The 19,756-nt window shown below is 66.4% G+C and carries 16 protein-coding genes; 10 read left to right on the top strand and 6 right to left on the bottom strand.

Annotated features, from left to right (window positions below; genetic code table 11):
• Positions 1-4 precede the first annotated feature (4 nt).
• Positions 5-1,246 carry an MFS transporter gene (locus tag QOL79_RS03055; RefSeq protein ID WP_283418579.1) on the bottom strand — a complete coding sequence of 414 codons (1,242 nt, stop codon included), beginning with the start codon at positions 1,244-1,246 and terminating at the stop codon, positions 5-7.
• 439 nt (positions 1,247-1,685) lie between these two features.
• Between QOL79_RS03055 and guaB the strand changes: the two genes are divergently transcribed.
• From guaB to QOL79_RS03070, 3 genes are read left to right on the top strand one after another with little or no spacing between them, the layout of a single operon-like run.
• Positions 1,686-3,143, top strand: coding sequence for an IMP dehydrogenase (guaB, locus tag QOL79_RS03060; protein ID WP_058454453.1), 1,458 nt, complete (start codon positions 1,686-1,688; stop codon positions 3,141-3,143).
• A 23-nt stretch (positions 3,144-3,166) separates the two neighbouring features.
• Positions 3,167-4,357, top strand: coding sequence for an RsmB/NOP family class I SAM-dependent RNA methyltransferase (locus tag QOL79_RS03065; RefSeq protein ID WP_283418580.1), 1,191 nt, complete (start codon positions 3,167-3,169; stop codon positions 4,355-4,357).
• Between the two features lie 32 nt (positions 4,358-4,389).
• Positions 4,390-4,914, top strand: coding sequence for a hypothetical protein (locus tag QOL79_RS03070; RefSeq protein ID WP_283418581.1), 525 nt, complete (start codon positions 4,390-4,392; stop codon positions 4,912-4,914).
• A 176-nt stretch (positions 4,915-5,090) separates the two neighbouring features.
• On the opposite strand, the gene QOL79_RS03075 is transcribed toward QOL79_RS03070, so the two are convergent.
• The gene (locus QOL79_RS03075; protein ID WP_502957474.1) at positions 5,091-7,307 is read right to left on the bottom strand and encodes an LPS-assembly protein LptD; all 2,217 of its coding nucleotides are present in this window, start codon (positions 7,305-7,307) and stop codon (positions 5,091-5,093) included.
• A 208-nt stretch (positions 7,308-7,515) separates the two neighbouring features.
• Here QOL79_RS03075 and QOL79_RS03080 point away from each other — a divergent pair, with 208 nt between their 5' ends.
• Positions 7,516-8,961 (top strand): leucyl aminopeptidase, encoded by a 1,446-nt coding sequence (locus QOL79_RS03080; protein ID WP_283418583.1) that lies wholly within the window; start codon positions 7,516-7,518, stop codon positions 8,959-8,961.
• A gap of 133 nt (positions 8,962-9,094) precedes the next feature.
• On the top strand, positions 9,095-9,544 hold the full coding sequence (locus QOL79_RS03085; RefSeq protein ID WP_058454449.1) for a DNA polymerase III subunit chi: 450 nt from the start codon (positions 9,095-9,097) through the stop codon (positions 9,542-9,544).
• On the opposite strand, the gene QOL79_RS03090 is transcribed toward QOL79_RS03085, so the two are convergent.
• On the bottom strand, positions 9,541-10,182 hold the full coding sequence (locus QOL79_RS03090) for a dioxygenase family protein (RefSeq protein WP_282946940.1): 642 nt from the start codon (positions 10,180-10,182) through the stop codon (positions 9,541-9,543). The genes QOL79_RS03085 and QOL79_RS03090 overlap by 4 nt on opposite strands.
• A gap of 141 nt (positions 10,183-10,323) precedes the next feature.
• On the opposite strand from QOL79_RS03090, the gene ndk reads away from it, so the two are divergent.
• Entirely contained in the window at positions 10,324-10,746 is a 423-nt protein-coding gene (gene ndk / locus QOL79_RS03095) for a nucleoside-diphosphate kinase (protein ID WP_282946942.1), read from the top strand.
• A 57-nt stretch (positions 10,747-10,803) separates the two neighbouring features.
• On the opposite strand, the gene purN is transcribed toward ndk, so the two are convergent.
• Positions 10,804-11,754, bottom strand: coding sequence for a phosphoribosylglycinamide formyltransferase (gene purN, locus QOL79_RS03100; RefSeq protein ID WP_283418584.1), 951 nt, complete (start codon positions 11,752-11,754; stop codon positions 10,804-10,806).
• Positions 11,747-12,853: a phosphoribosylformylglycinamidine cyclo-ligase gene (gene purM / locus QOL79_RS03105; protein ID WP_283418585.1), complete on the bottom strand. Its 1,107-nt coding sequence runs from the start codon at positions 12,851-12,853 to the stop codon at positions 11,747-11,749. Before purM ends, purN begins: the two co-directional genes overlap by 8 nt.
• Before the next feature lie 85 nt (positions 12,854-12,938).
• Here purM and QOL79_RS03110 point away from each other — a divergent pair, with 85 nt between their 5' ends.
• Genes QOL79_RS03110 through QOL79_RS03125 form a run of 4 tightly spaced genes read left to right on the top strand, consistent with a single transcriptional unit; the run spans position 12,939 to position 18,519 of the window.
• A complete protein-coding gene (locus QOL79_RS03110) occupies positions 12,939-14,210 on the top strand; it encodes a heavy-metal-associated domain-containing protein (RefSeq protein ID WP_283418586.1) in 1,272 nt (423 codons plus the stop codon).
• Positions 14,210-14,866, top strand: a complete 657-nt coding sequence (locus QOL79_RS03115) for an HdaA/DnaA family protein (protein WP_282946949.1) — start codon at positions 14,210-14,212, stop codon at positions 14,864-14,866. The genes QOL79_RS03110 and QOL79_RS03115 overlap by 1 nt, the downstream gene beginning before the upstream one ends.
• Complete coding sequence (locus tag QOL79_RS03120) at positions 14,857-17,025, top strand: RNA degradosome polyphosphate kinase (protein WP_058454442.1); 2,169 nt, start codon at positions 14,857-14,859, stop codon at positions 17,023-17,025. The genes QOL79_RS03115 and QOL79_RS03120 overlap by 10 nt, the downstream gene beginning before the upstream one ends.
• A 51-nt stretch (positions 17,026-17,076) precedes the next feature.
• Complete coding sequence (locus tag QOL79_RS03125) at positions 17,077-18,519, top strand: Ppx/GppA family phosphatase (protein ID WP_283418587.1); 1,443 nt, start codon at positions 17,077-17,079, stop codon at positions 18,517-18,519.
• Here the strand turns inward: QOL79_RS03125 and rnd are convergent.
• Positions 18,516-19,706: a ribonuclease D gene (gene rnd / locus QOL79_RS03130; RefSeq protein ID WP_283418588.1), complete on the bottom strand. Its 1,191-nt coding sequence runs from the start codon at positions 19,704-19,706 to the stop codon at positions 18,516-18,518. The genes QOL79_RS03125 and rnd overlap by 4 nt on opposite strands.
• Positions 19,707-19,756 lie beyond the last annotated feature (50 nt).

Consider the following 19,756-nt stretch of genomic DNA (forward strand, 5'->3'; position numbering starts at 1 on the left):
AATTTCAGGGATCGATCCGTCCCTCGTCCCGTGCGGGCATCGGGGCGAGGAATGGCAACAACAATGCCGTCAGAACGAGCCATCCGCCCGAGAGCAATATGGCAGTCGAAAGCGACCAGATGTCGGCCGCGAGACCCAGCATATAGGCACCGAGTGCCATCGCGCCAAAGGTCACCGCTTGATAGATCGACAGGCAGCGGCCGAGGATCGCCTCGGGGGACCGGAGCTGCATCGCGACGTTGAGCGTGGTCAGCGTCGAGACCCACGCCATGCCGGCGACGAAGGTCGCCGCCATGACGACCGCGATTGACCCCGTCAGCGCCACCGGGACGGTCGCCGCCGCGAAGACGATCGCCGAACCGCTGACGATGCGGTCGCTCCCCCAGCGGCGGCGCAGATTCCCGACCCATAGCGCGGCGAAGATCGACCCGGCGCCGAAGGCGGCAAGGCAAAGACCATAGACGGTCTCGGTGCCGTGCAGCCGGTCGCGGACGAGCGCGGGCATCAGCGCCTGGATACCGATCGCTGCGGCGCCGAAAGCGAAGCCGCGGATCAGGATTCGCCGCACGGGGTCCGACTGGACGCAAAAGCGGATGCCGGTCGCGATCGCGGCGAACATCGGCGTGCGCTGCGGCTGCGACACCTCGGGATGCCAGCCGAGCAACACGATGATCAGCGCGAGATAGCTGATCGCATTGAGCCCGAAGCCGAGCGCCGGGCTGGTCAGCGAAATCAGCAGGCCGCCGAGCGCGGGGCCCGCGCTCCGCGCAAGGTTGAAGGCGATGCTGTTGAGCGCGATCGCCTGCGGCAGATCCTTCGGGCCGACTTGCAGCCGCACCGACGCTTGCCACGCGGGACCGTTGAGCGCGGTTCCGCAGCCAACCGACAAGGTGAAGAACAGCAGCAACAGCGGGGTAATCGCGCCCATCCAGGTCGTGAGGGCCAGCGCCGCGGAGATCAGCAGCATTCCCGTCTGCGCCGCCAGCATCACGCGTCGCCGGTCGAAATTGTCGGCAATCGCGCCGGCGACGACGCCGAGCAGCAGGATCGGGATCGTCGCGCTCGCCTGCACCAGTGCGATCAACTGGTGCGAACCGGTGATCTCGGTCATCAGCCACGCGGCGCCGACCGACTGGATCATCGATCCCATATTCGACGCGAGATTGGCGATCCAGATGGCGCGGAAAGCGGGATAGCGGAAGGGAGCGATGGAAGAAGGCGGGGAAGAGGTCTGCGTCGCGCTCACGGATCAAGCGCGTAGCCATTGAAGGATTGAATCGCAATCGGCGCGGCAAGCTTTTTCGAAATCCCGATGGCGGCTTTGGGGTGGTTTCCAGAGGGAATTATCCTCCCTGTGGCGTAGCCATGGGGAGGGGGACCGCTCGCGAAGCGAGTGGTGGAGGGGCCGCGACGTCGGCGCAAAAGCCCCTCCGTCAGCGCTTCGCGCTGCCACCTCCCCATGCCCACGGCACAGGGAGGAACGGATGCCCGCAACCGGCCGCTTTCACACTCTCGTCATTCAGCATCCCTCCGATCCTCCTGTCCGGCCCCGCCGCGGGAAATAATCGTGCTTCCCCCACTGGCGCGCTTGGCTCCGACTGGTTACATGGGCCGCCACCAAACGAGTCGCGAGTGCCGCCCCGAACCCTGCGGGCAGGCGCCGCCCGCATGAGAAAGTGGCATCCATGGAAATCATCACCGGCCTGACCTTCGACGACGTGTTGCTGGTGCCCGGCGCGTCGGACATTCTGCCGTCGGATGCCAATCTCCAGACCCAGCTCACCAGCGACATTTCGCTCAACATTCCGATCCTCTCGTCGGCGATGGATACGGTGACCGAGGCCGACATGGCGATCCTGATGGCGCAGATCGGCGGCATCGGCGTGCTCCACCGTAACCTCACGATCGAGGAACAGGCGGCGGCGGTGCGGCAGGTCAAGCGCTTCGAAAGCGGGATGATCGTCAACCCGATCACCATCACTCCCGACGCGCCGCTCTCCTATGCGACCGCGCTGATGGACCAGCACAAGATCTCCGGCATTCCGGTGGTCGAACCCGGCGGCAAGCTCGTCGGCATCCTGACGCATCGCGACGTCCGCTTCGCCGACAATCCCGGCCAGCCCGTCCGCGAGCTGATGACCGCCGACAATCTCGCGACCGTGCGTCCGGGCGTCGGGCAGGACGAGGCACGCAAGCTGCTCCACCAGCGCCGCATCGAAAAGCTGCTGGTGGTCGATGACGACTATCATTGCATCGGGCTGATCACCGTCAAGGATATGGAAAAGGCGGTGAACTTCCCCGACGCGACCAAGGACGGCAGCGGCCGCCTGCGCGTCGCGGCGGCGACAAACACCGGCGACAGCGGGATCGAACGCGCCGAGGCACTCCTCGATGCCGAGTGCGACCTGATCGTCGTCGACACCGCGCATGGCCATAGCAAGGGCGTCGGCGCCACCGTCGAACGGATCAAGAAATTGTCGAACCGCGTGCAGGTGCTCGCGGGCAACGTCGCCACCGGCGATGCGACCAAGGCTTTGATCGACTGCGGGGCCGACGGCGTAAAGGTCGGGATCGGCCCCGGCTCGATCTGCACCACGCGCGTCGTCGCGGGCGTCGGCGTGCCGCAGCTCACCGCGATCCTCGACAGCGTCGAGGCGGCGTCGAAGCTGGGCGTCCCGGTGATCGCCGATGGCGGCCTCCGCACGTCGGGCGACATCGCCAAGGCGCTCGCTGCAGGCGCGTCGAGCGTCATGGTCGGCTCGCTCCTCGCGGGGACGGCCGAGGCGCCGGGCGAAACCTTCCTCTTCCAGGGCCGCACCTACAAAAGCTACCGCGGCATGGGCAGCGTCGGCGCGATGGCGCGCGGCAGTGCCGACCGCTATTTCCAGCAGGACATCAAGGATCAGATGAAGCTGGTTCCCGAGGGCATCGAGGGACAGGTGCCGTTCAAGGGCCCGGCGAAGGACGTGATCCACCAGCTCGTCGGCGGCGTGAAGGCAGCGATGGGCTATACCGGCAGCCGGACGCTAAAGGATCTGCGCGAGCGCGCGAAGTTCGTGCGCATCACCAATGCGGGCCTGCGCGAAAGCCATGTCCACGACGTCGCGATCACCCGTGAGGCGCCGAATTATCCGGTTGGATAACATGACGGGGGAAGGTTGAAGCAGTGACCCCTGCCGCCCGCATCCAGACCGCGATCGAAATTCTCGACGCCATCGCCGCCGCGGCACGTGAGGGCGGAGCGCCCGCCGATGCCATTTTCGCAGAAGCGATGCGCGCGCGCCGCTACGCGGGGTCGAAGGATCGCCGCGCGATCCGGGCGCATGTCTATGACGCGATCCGCTTGGTGCGCTCGGCGCCCGTATCGGGCCGCGCGGCGATGCTTGCGCTCGCCGACGCCGACCCCGATATGGCGGGCTCGTTCGACGGATCGCCCTACGGTCCCGCGCCGATCGCGGAGGACGAGCCGCGCGCCGAGACAGGGCTGGCCGCGCAGGCGCTGGTCGATCTCTTCGACCCGCTGGTGGGGATGGACGAGGGCAGTGCGATGCTTGCCCGTGCCTCGCTCGACCTGCGCGCCAACCGCCTCAAGGCGACGGTAGCGGACCTCGCGAGGCTCTTCGCAGAAGGCGAGGCGATCCCGGGCGCGCCCGACGGCTGGCGCCTGCCGCCCGAAACCGCGGCGGCCCAGCATCCCGCCTACACCGACGGCGCGTTCGAGGTGCAGGACGCCGCCAGCCAATATGCCTCGGCCGCGCTCGATGCATCGCCGGGGCAGGCGATCGTCGATCTTTGCGCGGGGGGCGGCGGCAAGACGCTCGCCATCGCTTCGCTGACCGATGGCGACGCCGAAATCCTTGCCTGCGACACCAACCGTGCGCGGCTGCAGCAGCTCTCACCGCGCGCCGAGCGCGCGGGCGCGACGCGCATCGAGACACGATTGTTGAACCCCGACCAGGAATCGGAGATGCTCGCCGACTGGCAACGGCGCGCCGACCGCGTGTTTGTCGACGCCCCCTGCTCGGGCAGCGGGACGTGGCGGCGCAGCCCCGAACTCCGCTGGCGGCTCACCCCCTCGCGGCTCGACCGGCATCTCGCCGATCAGGCCAAGCTGATCGACATCGGCGCCGATCTGGTGGCGCCGGGCGGCAAACTTCTTTATGCTGTCTGCTCGATCATCGCGCGCGAGGGGCGGGTCCAGGTGGACGAGTTTTTGAACCGGCATCCCGACTGGACGGCTGACAGCGGCTATCTGCCCGAAGGCATCGGGCGCGCCGCAGGGCACGGTTTTCTGCTAACTCCGGCGCACGACGGATGCGACGGATTTTTTCTCGCGCGGCTGACACGGCCATGTTAGCATCCCCCGAAATGACGAAATGGGAGAATGCGATGCGCGTCAGTTTCCTGGCTATCGGTGCCGGCCTCGTCCTTGCCAGTATGCCCGTGGCCTCGGACGCGCAGCGTGCCGACAACGACATCCTGACCCGCTCGACCCAGCTCCAGCATCAGGGGGCTGAGGCGCAGGCGAAGGGCGATCTGACGGCGGCGGTCGATTTCTATGAATCGGCGCTCGCCGCCGATCCGCGCAACCGGTCGGCGATCGTTGCGCTGGCACAGGTCGCACGGGCACAGGGCCTGCCGGGGAAGGCGATCGGTTTCTACCGCGAGGCGCTGCTTCTCGAACCCAATGACGTCGTCGCGCTGACCGGGCAGGGCGAGGCGCTCGCCGACAAGGGCGCGCTCGAACTCGCGCGCGAAAAGCTCGCCGATGCGAAACGCGTGTGCAAGGCGAATTGCCCGCAGGTCGCCGCGCTTGAAAAGGCGATCGCGGCGGGCAGCGAAAAGCGCGTCGTCGCGGCCGAGGCGATCGCGCCGAAGCCCGTCGTCGCGACGGTCGGCACCAGCCAGAACTGATCTTTCCGCAAGCGCTGGCATCAGCTATCCGTTTGGTGCGGGCAGCGGACGTATCAAACAGCGTCGCCCCCGCGCAGGCGGGGGCCGCTAGCCGCCTATTCCTGCGCGGCCGCGTAAACCGACAGCGGCCCCCGCCTGCGCGGGGGCGACGGCTTATTTCGGTCGCTACCTGACGCTCAGAACCCTAAGTTCCGGAATGCGATCCGGAACGAGAAACTGTTGCCGCGCTTTGCGTCGCCGGTGTCGATATAGTCGCGACGCCAAGTGAGGGCGATCGACAGGCAGTCATCGTCATAGGCGACGCCGAGGCGGTGGCGGATCGGTTCGAAGCCGTCGGCCTGCGCCAGCGGGTCGTCGCTGCGGCTGGTGAGGTCGACAATCGCCGATCCGAATACCGACCAGTTCTTCGCGAAGCCGACGCGGCCGCCGACGCGGGCCTCCTCGCGGTCCTGCAGATCCTCGCCGAGCAGCAGGATGTCGCGGTTGAGCCGCGAATAGCCGAGCACGGCATAGGTCGAGCGGCCGCCGATCGTCGCGTCGAATTCGTTGCGGCGGATCGCGAAATTATCCTTGTCGAGGCGGAAGCGATGCGTCAGCCGCAGGAAGCTCTTGTAAGCGATCGTCGTGCGTCCGACGATGTCCGAGGTGCGGTCGGTGAGTCCGGTGCCGTCGGGGAACAGGCTGGGCTTGTCGGACAGGCGATAGCTCTGTCCGATCATGCTGTTGATCGTGAAGCTCGGCCGGCTGTAATTCCATTCCACGCCATAGGTGATGCGCGCGCCGTCCTCGAACCGGTCATAGCCGTTGAAGCGGTTGATCGCGAACAGGTTGCTGTCTTCGAGGTCGAAGGCGCGGGCATCCTCGTTCGGAATGTCCAGATTCTTGATCGGCGGCGTCGCGACGATCTGGACGCGCGGGGTCAGCGTCTGCGTACCGCCGGCAAATTCGCCGATGAAGGGCCAGCGCATATCGGCCGCGACCGCCGCGATGCCGCGGCCCTGCCACCCCGACTTGCCGCGATAACCGGGGATCGCGGTCAGCAGATTCTCGTCGCTGTGATAGACGTCGCCGCGCACCAGCGCGGTGACGGTGACTTCCTGCCCGAGGCCGGTGAGCCCGCGCAGATCCCAACGCGCCCCTGCGAAGGCGCGCTGCGTGTCCTGCCCCGACGTGCGCCCGATCGCCAATGTGTTGAGCTGCAGCTCGACCTGTCCGCCGAGCAGCGGATCGGCGAAGCGTTGGCGATAGTCGATGATCGGCAGCGCGACCGGCTGCTGCCCCTGGCTGTCGTTGCGGCGCAACGTCTGCGTCGCCCAGCCCGCGATCGAGAGATAGCTCTGCCCGCCGATCCGTTCGAGCTCGAAGGTCGAGCGCAGCCGGTCGTCGCGGCTGATGTCATAGCGGCGCATGAAGGTGCGGTCGGTCGTGACGCGGCCCGAAAAGGACAGGCTCCAGCGCGGGTCGAACTGGAATTTGCCCGCGCTTTCGAAATAGCCGCGGAACTGGCGATTGCGGTCGGTCGTCGGCCCCGAGACCGGAACCGCCGCACTATGCGTTGCAAAGCCGTTGAGGCGGAATGAGCCGACGTCGGTCAGCGCGCGGAACTCGCCCTCGATCATCGGTGCCGCGCTGGTGTAGATATGCGGCGTGATCGTGATGTCGCGATCGGGCGCGAGGCGGAGATAGTAAGGAACCGCGATCTCGAACCCGTTCGTCCGGTCGAGGCGGATTTCAGGCACCAGCAGCCCGCTGCCCGCCTCCTGGTTCGCCGGATGGCTGAGGCCGGGGAGCGGGATCAGCGGCAGGCCGAAAATCTCGACCCGGGCGCCCTTGTATTTCACCTTGTTTTTTGCGCGGTCATAGGTGACGCGCACGGCGCGGATCTGCCAGCTCGGATTCTTCGGGCATCCCGAGTCATCCTCGACGGGGCAGGGAGTGTAGGCGGCGTTCTCCAGCTCGATATTGCCGTTGTCGAAACGTGTGCCCTTCATCGCCGCGAGGCGCGAGCCATTGTCGAGCACGACGAGCATATTTTCGACGACGCCATCGCGCAGCGTGTCGGTCAGGACGATGCGATCGCCATAGGCGGTGTCGCCCTCGGGATTCTTGACCGCGACATTGCCCTCGGCGACGACCTCGCCGGTCTGGCGGTTCCACGTCACCTTGTCCGCGCGCATCTCGATCGCGTCGCGGTTCATCTGGACATTGCCCTCGGCGATGACGATGTCGGTCTCATTGTCGTAGTTGAGGGCGTCGGCGGCGAAGCCGACCTGGTCCTCGGTCGCGGGTGCCGGGGCGTCGGCTGCGGCGGCGGGGACGGTGCGGTCGTGCAGGTCGGGTTGGGCGACCGGGGGTGGTTCGACCGTCTGCTGCGCGGCCACAGGGCATGCCATGAGCGCGGCAGTGCTGGCCGTGACGAACCACAGCGATTGCGCGCGCGACCCCCGATGGAACAAAGTCCAGCCCATTTAATCCCTTTGTCCCAGACCCTATATGGTCGCTGCCCGGCCTTGGACCGGCAGCTTTGTTTTTGCAACTCGCAAGCGAAACCCCTATCGGTCCGGCACGTTCCAATCAATCATCGCATAAGAAAGTTACCGCATGGACATCCAGTTTGTCGCGCAAATCGATGCGTCCGCCGACGTCGTCGCTTTCCCCGTCCGCAAGGGCGAGGCCGCAAAGCTCGGTGCGCTGCTCGGCGCCGCCGCGGCGCAGGCGCGCTTCGAGGGCGCGGCGGGCGCGATCGCCGAAACCGCAGCGATCGACGGCGATCAGGCGCGGCGCCTGCTGCTCGTCGGGATCGGCGACGGCACCACGCACGACCTCGAACGCGGCGGCGCCGCGCTGACCGCGCGGCTGCAGACCAGCGGCGTCACGGCCGTGCATGTCGATTTCGCCAGCGCGGGGCAGAGCGACGAGGACGATGTCCTTGCCTTCGCGATGGGCGCACGGCTGCGCGACTGGCGGCTCGATACCTATCGCACCCGGCTTTCGGACACCGCGAGGCCCAGCCTCAAGACGATCGTGATCGCCTCGCCGGCGGGTGACCTGTCGGCGCGCTGGGGCAGCTATTCGGCGGTTGCCGACGGTGTCGCGCTGACCCAGACGCTCGTCGCCGAGCCGCCGAACATCCTCTATCCCGAAAGCTTCGTCGAACGGTGCCAGCATCTCGCCGAACTCGGTGTCGAACTCGAAGTGCTCGACGAGCGCCAGATGAAGGCGCTGGGCATGGGCGCGCTGCTGGGCGTCGCGCAGGGCTCGACGCGCCCGCCGCGGCTGCTCGCGATGCGCTGGAACGGCGGGACGCCGGGCGAAGCCCCTGTCGTGTTCATCGGCAAGGGCGTCACCTTCGACACCGGGGGCATCAGCCTGAAGCCCGGGCCGGGCATGGATATGATGAAGTGGGACATGGGTGGCGCGGGCGCCGTCGCGGGCGCGATGAAGGCGATTGCGGGCCGCAAGGCAAAGGCGAATGTCGTCGGCGTCGTCGGCCTCGTCGAAAATATGCCCGACGGCAATGCGATGCGCCCTGGCGACGTCGTTACCACCATGTCGGGCCAGACGGTCGAAGTGCTCAACACCGACGCCGAGGGGCGCCTGGTTCTCTGCGACGCGATCACCTGGGCGCAGAAAGCCTATAATCCGAAGGTCATCGTCGATCTTGCCACGCTGACCGGCGCGATGGTGATCTCGCTCGGACACGAATATGCGGGGATGTTCGCCAACGACGACGAACTGGCGGCGAAACTGCTCGAAGCGGGCGATGCCAGCGGCAACAAGCTGTGGCGCTTCCCGCTCTCGCCCGCCTATGACAAGCTGATCGACAGCCCGATCGCCGACATGAAGAATATCGGCCCGCGCGAAGGCGGATCGATCACTGCCGCGCAGTTCCTGAAGCGCTATGTGAACGAGGGCGTCGCCTGGGCGCATCTCGACATCGCGGGCATGGCGTGGGGTGACAAGGACGGTCCGGTATGGGCCAAGGGCGCGACGGGTTATGGCGTCCGCCTGCTCGACCGTTACATCGCCGACAACCACGAGTCTTGATGCTCTTCAACCCGCCATTGCGAGCGGAGCGGGCCGAAGGCGGCCGTAGGCCAACCAATCCAGAGCGGTTACCGCACACTCTGGATTGCCGCGTCGCTTCGCTCCTCGCAATGACGGTGGAGAGATATTCCTGATGCCCCGCGTCGATTTCTACCGGCTGATCCGCGACCCCGTCGAACGGGTGCTGCCGGCAATCGCGACGCGAATCTTGGGGAATGGCGACCGCCTGCTGGTGGTCGCCGCCTCGGCGATGCAGCGGCAGGCCATCGACGAGGCGTTGTGGACGCTCCAGCCCGCGAGTTTTCTGCCGCATGGCAATGCGGGCTCGCCCGATGAGGCGATCGAGCCGATCCTGCTGGCCGGAACGCTCGAGGCGTCGCCCCCCAACCAGGCGACGCATGTCGCGCTCGCCGACGGCGAATGGCGCGAAGAAGCGCTGGCGTTCGAGCGCGCCTTCCTGCTCTTCGACAACAGCCGCATCGACGATGCGCGCGCAACCTGGCGCGCGCTCGCGGCGCGCGACGATGTCGACAATCGATTCTGGAAACAGGATGAGCGCGGGCGCTGGTCCGAAGGGCCCTAACCGTCCATGAGCACGACGTCCCAGCGATATTTCGCCGGCGTATCGAGTTTCGCCAACGCGGTGTCCGCCCCGTCGCCGAGCCCTTTGTAGAGCATGTCGGAGGCGTTGGTCGCCGCATCGTCCGAAAAATACATTTGGGTGACGAGCCGCTGGCTCTTGCCATGGACGTCGAAATGAATGTGCGGCGTCCGCCGGCCGATCGGCGAGTCATAGGCGGCGGGTTTGACCGTGACGATCCGCCATTCGCCGCTCGCGCCCGTCCTGATCTGGGCGTAGCCCTGGAAATTCGGATCGAGCGGTGCCGTCGCAATATCGTTAGGATGGGCATAGCGGCCGACCGAATTGGCCTGCCATATCTCCAGTGTCGCGCCCCGCACCGGATTGCCATGCCGGTCGAGCACGCGTCCGCTGACTTCGATGACCTCGCCGAGCGCACGCGAACGACGTCCTTTGACCCACGTCAGGTCGGCATCGTCCTCGGCGAGTCGTTCGACAGGATAGAAGGGGCCGAGGTCCCCGAACGCGGTGGGCCGCAGCGCGGCTTCCGCCGCTTTTGCTCCGCCCGTCAGTGCGATAGATGCTGCCAATGCCGAGCCCGCAAAGGTACGGCGCGTCATTCCGTCAAGCCGGTCCGTCATGCAATGGTCCCCTCTCTTGGCAATATTAGCATGAGCTCCTGCCATTTCGCAGCGCATTTGGATGCCGGCGACCTTGCGGTGCAGCAAAAGCGCGGCTAGAGGCGCGCGCATCGCAGAAAATACCAACGCAGGAGCTTTCCCATGGCGGTCACCCGCACCTTTTCGATCATCAAGCCCGACGCGACGCGCCGCAACATCACCGGCGCCGTCACCAAGATGCTGGAAGACGCCGGCCTCCGCGTCGTCGCGTCGAAGCGCATCCACATGACCCGCGAACAGGCCGAGGGCTTTTACGCGGTCCACAAGGATCGCCCCTTCTTCGGCGAACTCGTCGAATTCATGACTTCGGGCCCTGTCGTCGTGCAGGTTCTCGAAGGCGAAAACGCGATGCAGCGCAACCGCGACATCATGGGCGCGACCAACCCCGCCAACGCCGAGCCCGGCACGATCCGCAAGGAACTCGCCGAGAGCATCGAGGCGAACACCGTGCACGGTTCGGACAGCGAAGAAAATGCCGCGATCGAGATCGCCTATTTCTTCAAGCCCGAAGAGATTGTCGGCTAAGCCATTCGGTAGAGTCGAACCGAAGAGGCCGCCGGAGCGATCCGGCGGCCTTTTTCATCAGAATTCGTCGGCCACGCCCATCAGCCCCGCGAGCTTCTTCGGCGCGATCGCCAGCCAGCTCTTGCGCAGCCATTCGCCGATCGCATCCCAGTCGGTGTCGCCGAGGTCGAGGCGGATGCCGACCCACCCGTCACCGAAATAGGCGGGGCGGTAATAGCGGTCTGCGTCCATCTCGATGAGTTGCGCCTGTTCGTCGGCGCCGCTGATCTTGACCAGCAGCGCGGTCTTGCCGTCGCCATGATGGTCCTGCGTGAAATAGGCAAACTTCTTGCCCTTCACGATCCCGAAACAGGGCATGCCGTGCGATGTCACCTCGTCGACCTCGGGCAGCGCCATCGCAAGCTCGCGCACGCGGCCGAGCAGCCAGTCGGGCGAGCGTTCGCGCCCCACAAACGCGGCGAGAGTGGCGGGATATAGCTGATGCTCGGCAAAGCGCACGCGCTCCGCCAGGGTTCCCGCGGTGTCGCCCGCAACGATCGCGACGGGCGTTTGCGCCAGCACGGGGCCTTCGTCGACACCCGGCGTCACGATATGGACGCTGCATCCGCCGAATTTGTCGCCCGCGTCGATCGCTTGGCTGTGGGTGTTCAGCCCCTTATATTTGGGAAGCAGGCTCGGGTGGATATTGATCATCCTGCCCGCCCAGCGCGCGACGAAATCGTCGCTCAGGATACGCATATAGCCCGCGAGCGCGACGAACTCGGCACCCGCTTCGCGCAATTGCTCGTCGACCAGCGCGTCGAACGCATCGCGATTGATGCCCTTGTGGCTGAGGCTCCACGTCGGAACACCCTCGGCCGCGGCGATCGCAAGGCCTGGCGCATCGGGATTGTTGCTGGCGACGAGCACCAGTTCATAGGGGCAGTCGGCGGCCTTCGCGGCGTAGAGCAGCGCCGCCATATTGGTGCCGGCGCCGGAGATCAGAACGGCGACGCGCGCCTTAGCCATTATGCGTGGCGCTCCACGCGGCGCGCGCGCTCCATGTCTCGGGTCCGCCGCTCACGGTGCAGCCCTTCTCGCCCCCCGCGATGTGCCCGATGCGGAACACCGTTTCGCCCGCGGCCTCAAGGGCAGCTGTCACGGCGGCGACATCACCCTCGGCGACGACGACCGCCATGCCGATCCCGCAATTGAAGGTCCGCGCCATTTCCTCGGGCTCGATATTCCCCTGCGCCTGCAGGAACGCCATCAGTCGCGGCTGCTCCCACGCGTCGGCATCGACATGCGCGTGCAGCGTTTTCGGCAGGATACGCGGGATATTTTCGAGCAAACCGCCGCCGGTGATGTGCGCGAGCGCGTGGATCTGGCCGGTCTTCACGAGCGGGAGCAGGCTTTTCACATAAATGCGCGTCGGCGCCATCAGGGCGTCGATCAGGCGGATATTCTGGTCGAACAGGGCGGGGCGGTCGAGCTTCCAGCCCTTGTCGGCAGCAAGGCGGCGCACGAGCGAGAAGCCGTTCGAATGGACCCCCGACGAGGCAAGGCCGAGGATCACGTCGCCCGATGCGACCTTGTCGGCTGTCAGCACCTGGTCGCGCTCGACCGCGCCGACGCAGAAACCGGCGAGATCATAGTCGCCGTCCGCATACATGCCCGGCATTTCGGCGGTCTCGCCGCCGATCAGCGCGCAGCCCGCCTGTTTGCACCCTTCGGCGATGCTTGCGACGACGTCGGTCGCGACCGCGTTGTCGAGCTTGCCCGTCGCATAATAGTCGAGGAAAAACAGCGGCTCGGCGCCCTGCACGATCAGGTCGTTGGCGCACATGGCGACAAGGTCGATCCCGACGCCGTCGTGCTTGCCCGATTCGATTGCGAGCTTGAGCTTGGTGCCGACCCCGTCGTTCGCCGCGACGAGCAGCGGATCGTTGAACCCCGCCGCCTTCAAGTCGAAGAAACCGCCGAACCCGCCAAGGTCCGCGTCGGCGCCGGGGCGGCGCGTCGCCCGGGCGAGCGGGGCGATGGCGCGGACCAGCGCATTGCCGGTCTCGATCGAGACGCCGGCCTCCGCATAAGTGTAGCTGGCGGGTTTGTTCTGCTTGGAATCCATGGCCAGCGCGCCTAACGCTTCCGGCCGACAATTGCCATGATTTCCTTGTCGGGCATCGCACTTCGGGGCAAAGACCAGAGAAGATATGACTGCCGCCGCTTTCCCCCGTACCGCATCCGGCTTCTCGCTCCGCTCGCTCGCACCGCGTGACTGGCGCTGGCTGGCGCTTTTCGGCCTGCTCTGCGCGATTATGCTCGCGGGTATCGTCGAGGGGCAGATCAGCCGCGGCGACCGCGGCATCACCCCGATCAACAGCAGCGGCGACTTTCTGGCGAGCGGGATCGCGGTCGACGTAATCGGCGACAATGCCGACGACGCCCGTGAAAAGGGCTGGCGCGAGGCGCAGCGCAAGGGCTGGGCGCAACTCTACAAGCGGATCAACGGTTCGGACGGACCGGCGCTCGGCGATTCGGTTCTCGACGGCATCGTGACCGCGATCGTCGTCGAGGAGGAACAGATCGGCCCGCGCCGCTATGTCGCGAAACTCGGCGTCCAGTTCGACCGCGTCCGCGCAGGGCAGATCCTGGGCGTGAGCGGCCGCACACTTCGCTCGCCGCCGCTGCTCGTCATCCCCGTCTATTCGATCGACGGCATCCAGCAGGTGTTCGAACAGCGCAGTGCCTGGCAGCGCGCCTGGGCCGAATATAACACCGGGCAGAGCGCGATCGACTATGTACGCACCGCGGGCACCGGCGCAGATACCCTGCTACTAAACGCGGGGCAAACCGGCCGCCGCAGCCGCGTCTGGTGGCGCGTGATCCTCGACCAATATGGCGCCGCCGACGTGCTGATCCCGATCGCGCGGGTCGAGTACAGTTATCCCGGCGGCCCGATCAAAGGCTATTTCGCGGCGCGTTTCGGCCCCGACAACAAGCTGATCGGTACGTTCACCATGACGGGCCCGAGCCCCGCGGCGCTTCCCGACATGATGCAGAAGGCGGTGGCGCGGATGGATTCGATCTACACCGCCGCGCTTGCGGAGGGTGTGCTGCGCACCGACACCTATCTCGTGCTCGAAAAACCTGTCGAAAAGGAAGACCTGCCCGAGGAGACGGCGGCCGACGAAGCCTTGCCGGTCGAAACCGACGGCAGCGCGACGACGGCGACCCCGGCGGCGGGCCTCCAGAGCTTCACGGTCCAGTACAACTCGCCCGATGTTGACTCGGTATCGGCGACCGAGCGCGCGGTTGCGGGCGTCGCGGGCGTGCAGTCGGCCTCGACCACCAGCCTCGCGCTCGGCGGCATGTCGGTGATGCGCGTGACCTTCCGCGGCGACCTCGCGGCGCTGAAGGCGGCGCTCGCGGCGCGCGGTTTCAATGTCCAGGAAGGCGGCGGCCAGCTCAGGATCAGTCGCTGATGTCGGCGCGTCCGGGACAATTCGCGCTGCCGCTCGACTGGAGCTCCGGCGGTTCGAACGACGGTCCGCTGATCGTCGGCGCGAGCAATGCCGATGCGGTGCGATACCTCCGCCATGTCGCGACCTGGCCGGTGCGCTCCGCCGTGCTCACCGGCCCGCGCGGTTCGGGGCGCAGCCTGATGGGTCGGATCTTCGCGCGCGAAACCGGCGGGCGCGTGATCGACGGGCATGATAGCGTGTCCGAGGAAGAGATTTTCCACGCATGGAATGCCGCGCAATCGTCGGGCACCCCGCTGCTCATCATCGCCGATGCGCCGCCGTCCGAATGGGGGATCGGGCTGCCCGACCTGGCGTCGCGGCTCCGCGCGGTCCCGGTGCTCGCGATCGGCGAGCCCGATGACTGCTTGGCGCGCGACCTGATCGAGGCGCTGTTCGCGCAGCGCGGGATGGCGTTGGCGCCCGGGGTCGCTTCCTATATCGTGCCGCGGATGGAACGCAGCTATGCCATGATCCATCGCGTCGTCGCTGCGCTTGATGCGGCGTCGCTCGAAAAGGGACGCGGCGTTAGCGTTCGTCTTACGCGTGAAACATTACTGTCACAGGGGCTGATCGATCCCGATCTCCTCGAAAGGCAGGACGCACCGAAATGTCGATAGGCGGCAATCCCCTTCGCGCCGACAATGACGCCGATACGGCGCAACCCTCGCTCGGCCCCGCGCGCTTCTTCAATCGCGAACTGTCGTGGCTCGCCTTCAACCGGCGGGTGATGGAGGAGGCGCGCAACCCGGCGCATCCGTTGCTCGAACGGCTTCGCTTCCTGTCGATTTCGGGCAGCAACCTCGACGAATTCTTCATGGTCCGCGTCGCAGGCCTGAAGGGCCAGCAGCTCCAGGGGATCGACGATCCCTCGGCCGACGGCCGCTCGCCGGGACAGCAGCTCGCCGAGATCGAGGCCGAGGTGAACCGCCTCGTCGACCAGCAGCAGAGCGAGTGGCAGCAGTTGCACCGGCTGCTCGCCGAACAGGGAATCGTCGTCCACGGCGCCGGCTCCGACGTCGAAAAGCTGCGCCGCGCGCTCCGCCAATATTTCCTCGACCAGATATTCCCGATCCTCACCCCGCAGGTGCTCGACCCTGCGCATCCGTTTCCCTTCATCCCGAACCGCGGCGTCGGCGTGATCTTCGATCTTCAGCGCAAGGCCACCGGCGACACGGTGCGCGAGCTGGTGATGATCCCCGCCTCATTGGCGCGCTTTGTCCCGGTACCGGGCGAGCCGGGCGGTTTCGTTCCGATCGAATATCTGATCGAGATTTTCGGCGACCTCGTCTTTCCGGGCTTCTCGATCCGCGCGATCGGCGTCTTCCGCATCATCCGCGACAGCGACATCGAAATCGAGGAGGAGGCCGAGGATCTGGTGCGCCTGTTCCGCACGGCGATCCGCCGCCGTCGCCGCGGCCGCGTGATCCTGCTCGAGCTCGAGGCCGACATGCCGGCCGATCTCGCCGCCGTTCTCAACGCCGACATCCAGGGGCATGAGGCGATCGTCGCCAAGATCGGCGGCTTCGTCGGGCTCGCCGCGCTGTCGGCACTGGTCGACGTCGATCGCCCCGACCTGAAATTCCCCGCCTATTCGGCGCGTTTCCCCGAACGCATCCGCGAACATGGCGGCGATTGCTTCGCCGCGATCCGAAGCAAGGACATTCTCGTCCACCATCCCTATGAGAGCTTCGACGTCGTGCTCTCCTTCCTGCGCCAGGCCGCTGCCGATCCCGACGTCGTCGCGATCAAGCAGACGCTCTATCGCGCTGGCAACCAGTCGCCGGTCATCCGCGCGCTGATCGAGGCGGCCGAGGCGGGCAAGTCGGTGACGGCGGTCGTCGAACTCAAGGCGCGCTTCGACGAGGAGCAGAATCTTCTCTGGGCGAACCAGCTCGAACGCGCGGGGGTGCAGGTCGTGTACGGCTTCATCGAGTGGAAGACGCACGCGAAAATCTCGATGGTCGTGCGCCGCGAAGGGCCGGGGTATCGCACCTACTGCCACTTCGGCACCGGCAATTACCATCCGGTCACCGCGCGCATCTACACCGATTTGAGCTTCTTCACCGCCGATCCGCGCGCGGGGCGCGACGCGGCGCAGCTGTTCAACTACATCACCGGCTATGTCGAACCCGAGCGGCTGGAGATGGTGACGATGTCACCGCTCAACATGCGGGCGCACCTGAGCGAACTCATCGATACCGAGATCGCGGCGGCGAAAGACGGCCGCCCGTCGGGTCTGTGGGCGAAGATGAACAGCCTCGTCGACCCCGATATCATCGACAAGCTCTATGAGGCGAGCGCGGCCGGAGTGCCGATCGAACTGATCGTGCGCGGCATCTGCTGCCTGCGTCCCGGTGTCCGTGGGCTATCCGAAACGATCCGGGTCAAGTCGATCGTCGGCCGCTTCCTCGAACACAGCCGCATCTGGGCGTTCGCGAACGGCGCGCACCTGCCGCACAGCGGCGCGAAGCTCTATATTTCCAGCGCCGACTGGATGCCGAGAAACTTCGACCGCCGCGTCGAATATATGATCCCGATCGAGAATCCGACCGTTCACGACCAGATATTGGATCAGGTGCTCGTCGCGAATCTGATCGACAATGAACAGAGCTGGGTGCTGCAACCCGATGGCACGTACCGGCGCTTGGTACCCGGAGACAAGCCCTTCAACCTCCATCATTATTTCATGAACAACCCGTCGCTCTCGGGCCGGGGCACGGCGCTTCACAAGCGTCATGACGTCCCGACGCTCGACTTTCCCATGCGCGAGGCGTGATCGGTTTTGGGGCAGGCACGCACTTCCAGACAGGCCGTCCACCGCTCCGCGGTGATCGACATCGGATCCAACTCGGTCCGTATCGTCGTCTATGAAGGCCCCGCACGCGCGCCCGCGGTGATCTTCAACGAGAAGGTCGCGGCGGGCCTTGGCCGCGGACTGTCGACCGACGGCCGCATCGCCGCCGAGGATGCCGAGCGCGGCCTTGTCGCGCTGCGCCGCTATGCACTGCTTGCCAGGCATATGGAGGTCAAAGACCTGCAATGCGTGGCGACAGCGGCGGTCCGCGATGCCGCGAACGGTCCGGCGTTCATTGCGGCTGCCGCCGAAGCGGGACTGAATATCCGCCTGCTGTCGGGCGAAGAGGAGGCCGAGGCGGCGGGCTATGGCGTGCTTTCGGCGATCCCGGACGCGCGCGGGATCGCGGTCGACCTTGGCGGCGGCAGTCTTGAGCTCGCCGAAGTTGCCGACGGCAAGGTGGGGCGGCGTGCCTCCTTCCCGCTCGGGGTGTTGCGCTTGCCTGCGCTCCGCAAGGATGGCGAAGCCGGGTTCGAGCGCGCGGTCCGCAAGATGCTGAAGGCTGCCGACTGGCCGCGCGAGGGGCTCTCCGGCTTGCCGCTCTACCTCGTCGGGGGGTCGTGGCGCGCACTTTCGCGTCTCGACCTTGAACTGACCAAGGATCCGCTTGCCGTGCTCGACCAGCACACCTTCCCGCGCACCGCTATCCGGCGACTGATTCGCGCGACCCGGCGGCTGACGTTCGAGCAATTGCGCGCGATCCCCGGCATGGCCTCGAACCGCGCCGCCGCGCTGCCGGATGCCGCGGCGTTGCTCGCGGCGCTCGTCAACATTCTCGACGTCCCCGAGATGACCGTGTCGTCGTCGGGGCTTCGCGAGGGCTTGCTCTATCAGGCTCTCGACGCGGAGACGCGCGCGCAGGATCCGTTGATCGTAGCGGCAGAATTCGAAGGACGCCGTCTCGCCCGCTTCGCGCCGCACGGCCGCGCGATCGCCGACTGGATCGCGCCGCTGTTCGCCGGGGAGGCGCCGCAGGACAGCCGCGTCCGCCTTGCCGCGAGCCTGCTCAGCGACGTTGCCTGGTCGGCGAACCCCGATTTCCGCGCCGAGCGCGGGGCCGAGATCGGGCTCCACGGCAATTGGCGCAGCATCGACATTCCGGGCCGCGTCCTGCTGGCGCGCGCGCTTTATGCGGGCTTCGGCGGCGCCGACGCCGAATTTCCCGCGATGGGGGCGCTCGTCAGCCCCGACCGGCTCGCGCGCGCACGACAATGGGGGCTTGCGATCCGTCTCGCGCAGCGGCTCACCGGCGGGGTCGAGGCGCCATTGAAGGCGAGCGGGATTGCACTTGTCGACGGCAAGCTCAGGCTGTGCCTCGATGCCGGATGGCACCATCTTGCAGGTGAGTCGGTCGAGCGTCGGCTGCGCCTTCTCGCACAGGCGCTGGACGCGAAACCGGAACTGGTTCTGCTTTAGACCTCGCTCGCGGTCGCAGTGTCGATTTCGCTCATCACCAGCTTGCCGTTCTTGACGGCGAACCCCATCCGCCCCTCGACCAGGTCGAGCGCGGCATGGCCGAAGACGTCGTAGCGCCAGCCCTGCATCATCGGGATGTCGTCGCTGCGTTCGTTCGCGGCGAGCGCTTCCAGTTCGTCGCTGCGCGCGATCAGCCGCGCGGCGACGTTGAGTTCGCGCGCGCGAATCTTGAGGAGGAGCTTCAGCAGGTCGGCGACGAGCGCGCCCTCCTTGCCAAGCCCTGGTCCGCGCGCGGCGCGGTCGGGCATGTCCTCTTTCGCCAGCGGTTTCGCGGCGGCGATCGCGTCCATCAGCCGGCCGCCGATATCGTTCGACTTCCACGTCGCCGACAGCCCGCGCACACTGCCAAGGCCCTCCTGCGCCTTGGGCGGATGCGCGGCAAGGTCGGCGAGCGTCTCGTCCTTGACGATGCGGCCGCGTGGCAGGTTCTTGTTCCGCGCCTCGCGCTCGCGCCACGCCGCGAGCGACTTCAGTCGACCCAGCACCTCGGGCTTGCGCGTCGGCACCTTGATCCGCTGCCATGCCTTTTCGGGATCGAGGGTGTAGTTGGCGGGGTCGGCGAGCTTTTCCATCTCCTCGTCGAGCCAGTGGCCGCGGCCGGTCTTGACCAGCTTCTTGAGCATCATCGGAAAGATTTTCGCGAGGTGCGTCACATCGCCGATCGCATAGTCGATCTGGCGCTTGTCGAGCGGGCGGCGGCTCCAGTCGGTGAAGCGCGCGCCCTTGTCGAGTTGCAGGCCGATCCACGCCTCGACCAGGTTCGAATAGCCGACCTGTTCGGCTTGGCCCAGCGCCATCTGGCCGATCTGCGTATCGAAGATCGGGTGCGGGGTCTTGCCGGTCAGGTTGAAGATGATTTCGACATCCTGCCCGCCCGCGTGGAAGACCTTCAATATGTCCTCATTGTCGACCATCAGGTCGAGCAGGGGCTGCAGGTCCATTCCCGGCGCCATCGGATCGATCGCGGCGGCATGGTCGCTGTCGGCGACCTGGATCAGGCAGAGTTCGGGCCAGAAGGTGTTTTCGCGCATGAACTCGGTGTCGACGGCGATGAAATCGCTGCCCTTGATGAGGTCGACAAATTCGGCGAGTGCTGCACTGGTTTCGATAAGCGGATGGATTTGCATGTCAGGCCTATACCGCGACTTTGACGAAGCGGGCAGGAAAATTTACTGCC

Source organism: Sphingopyxis sp. Geo48 (assembly GCF_949769155.1).
GTDB lineage: Bacteria > Pseudomonadota > Alphaproteobacteria > Sphingomonadales > Sphingomonadaceae > Sphingopyxis.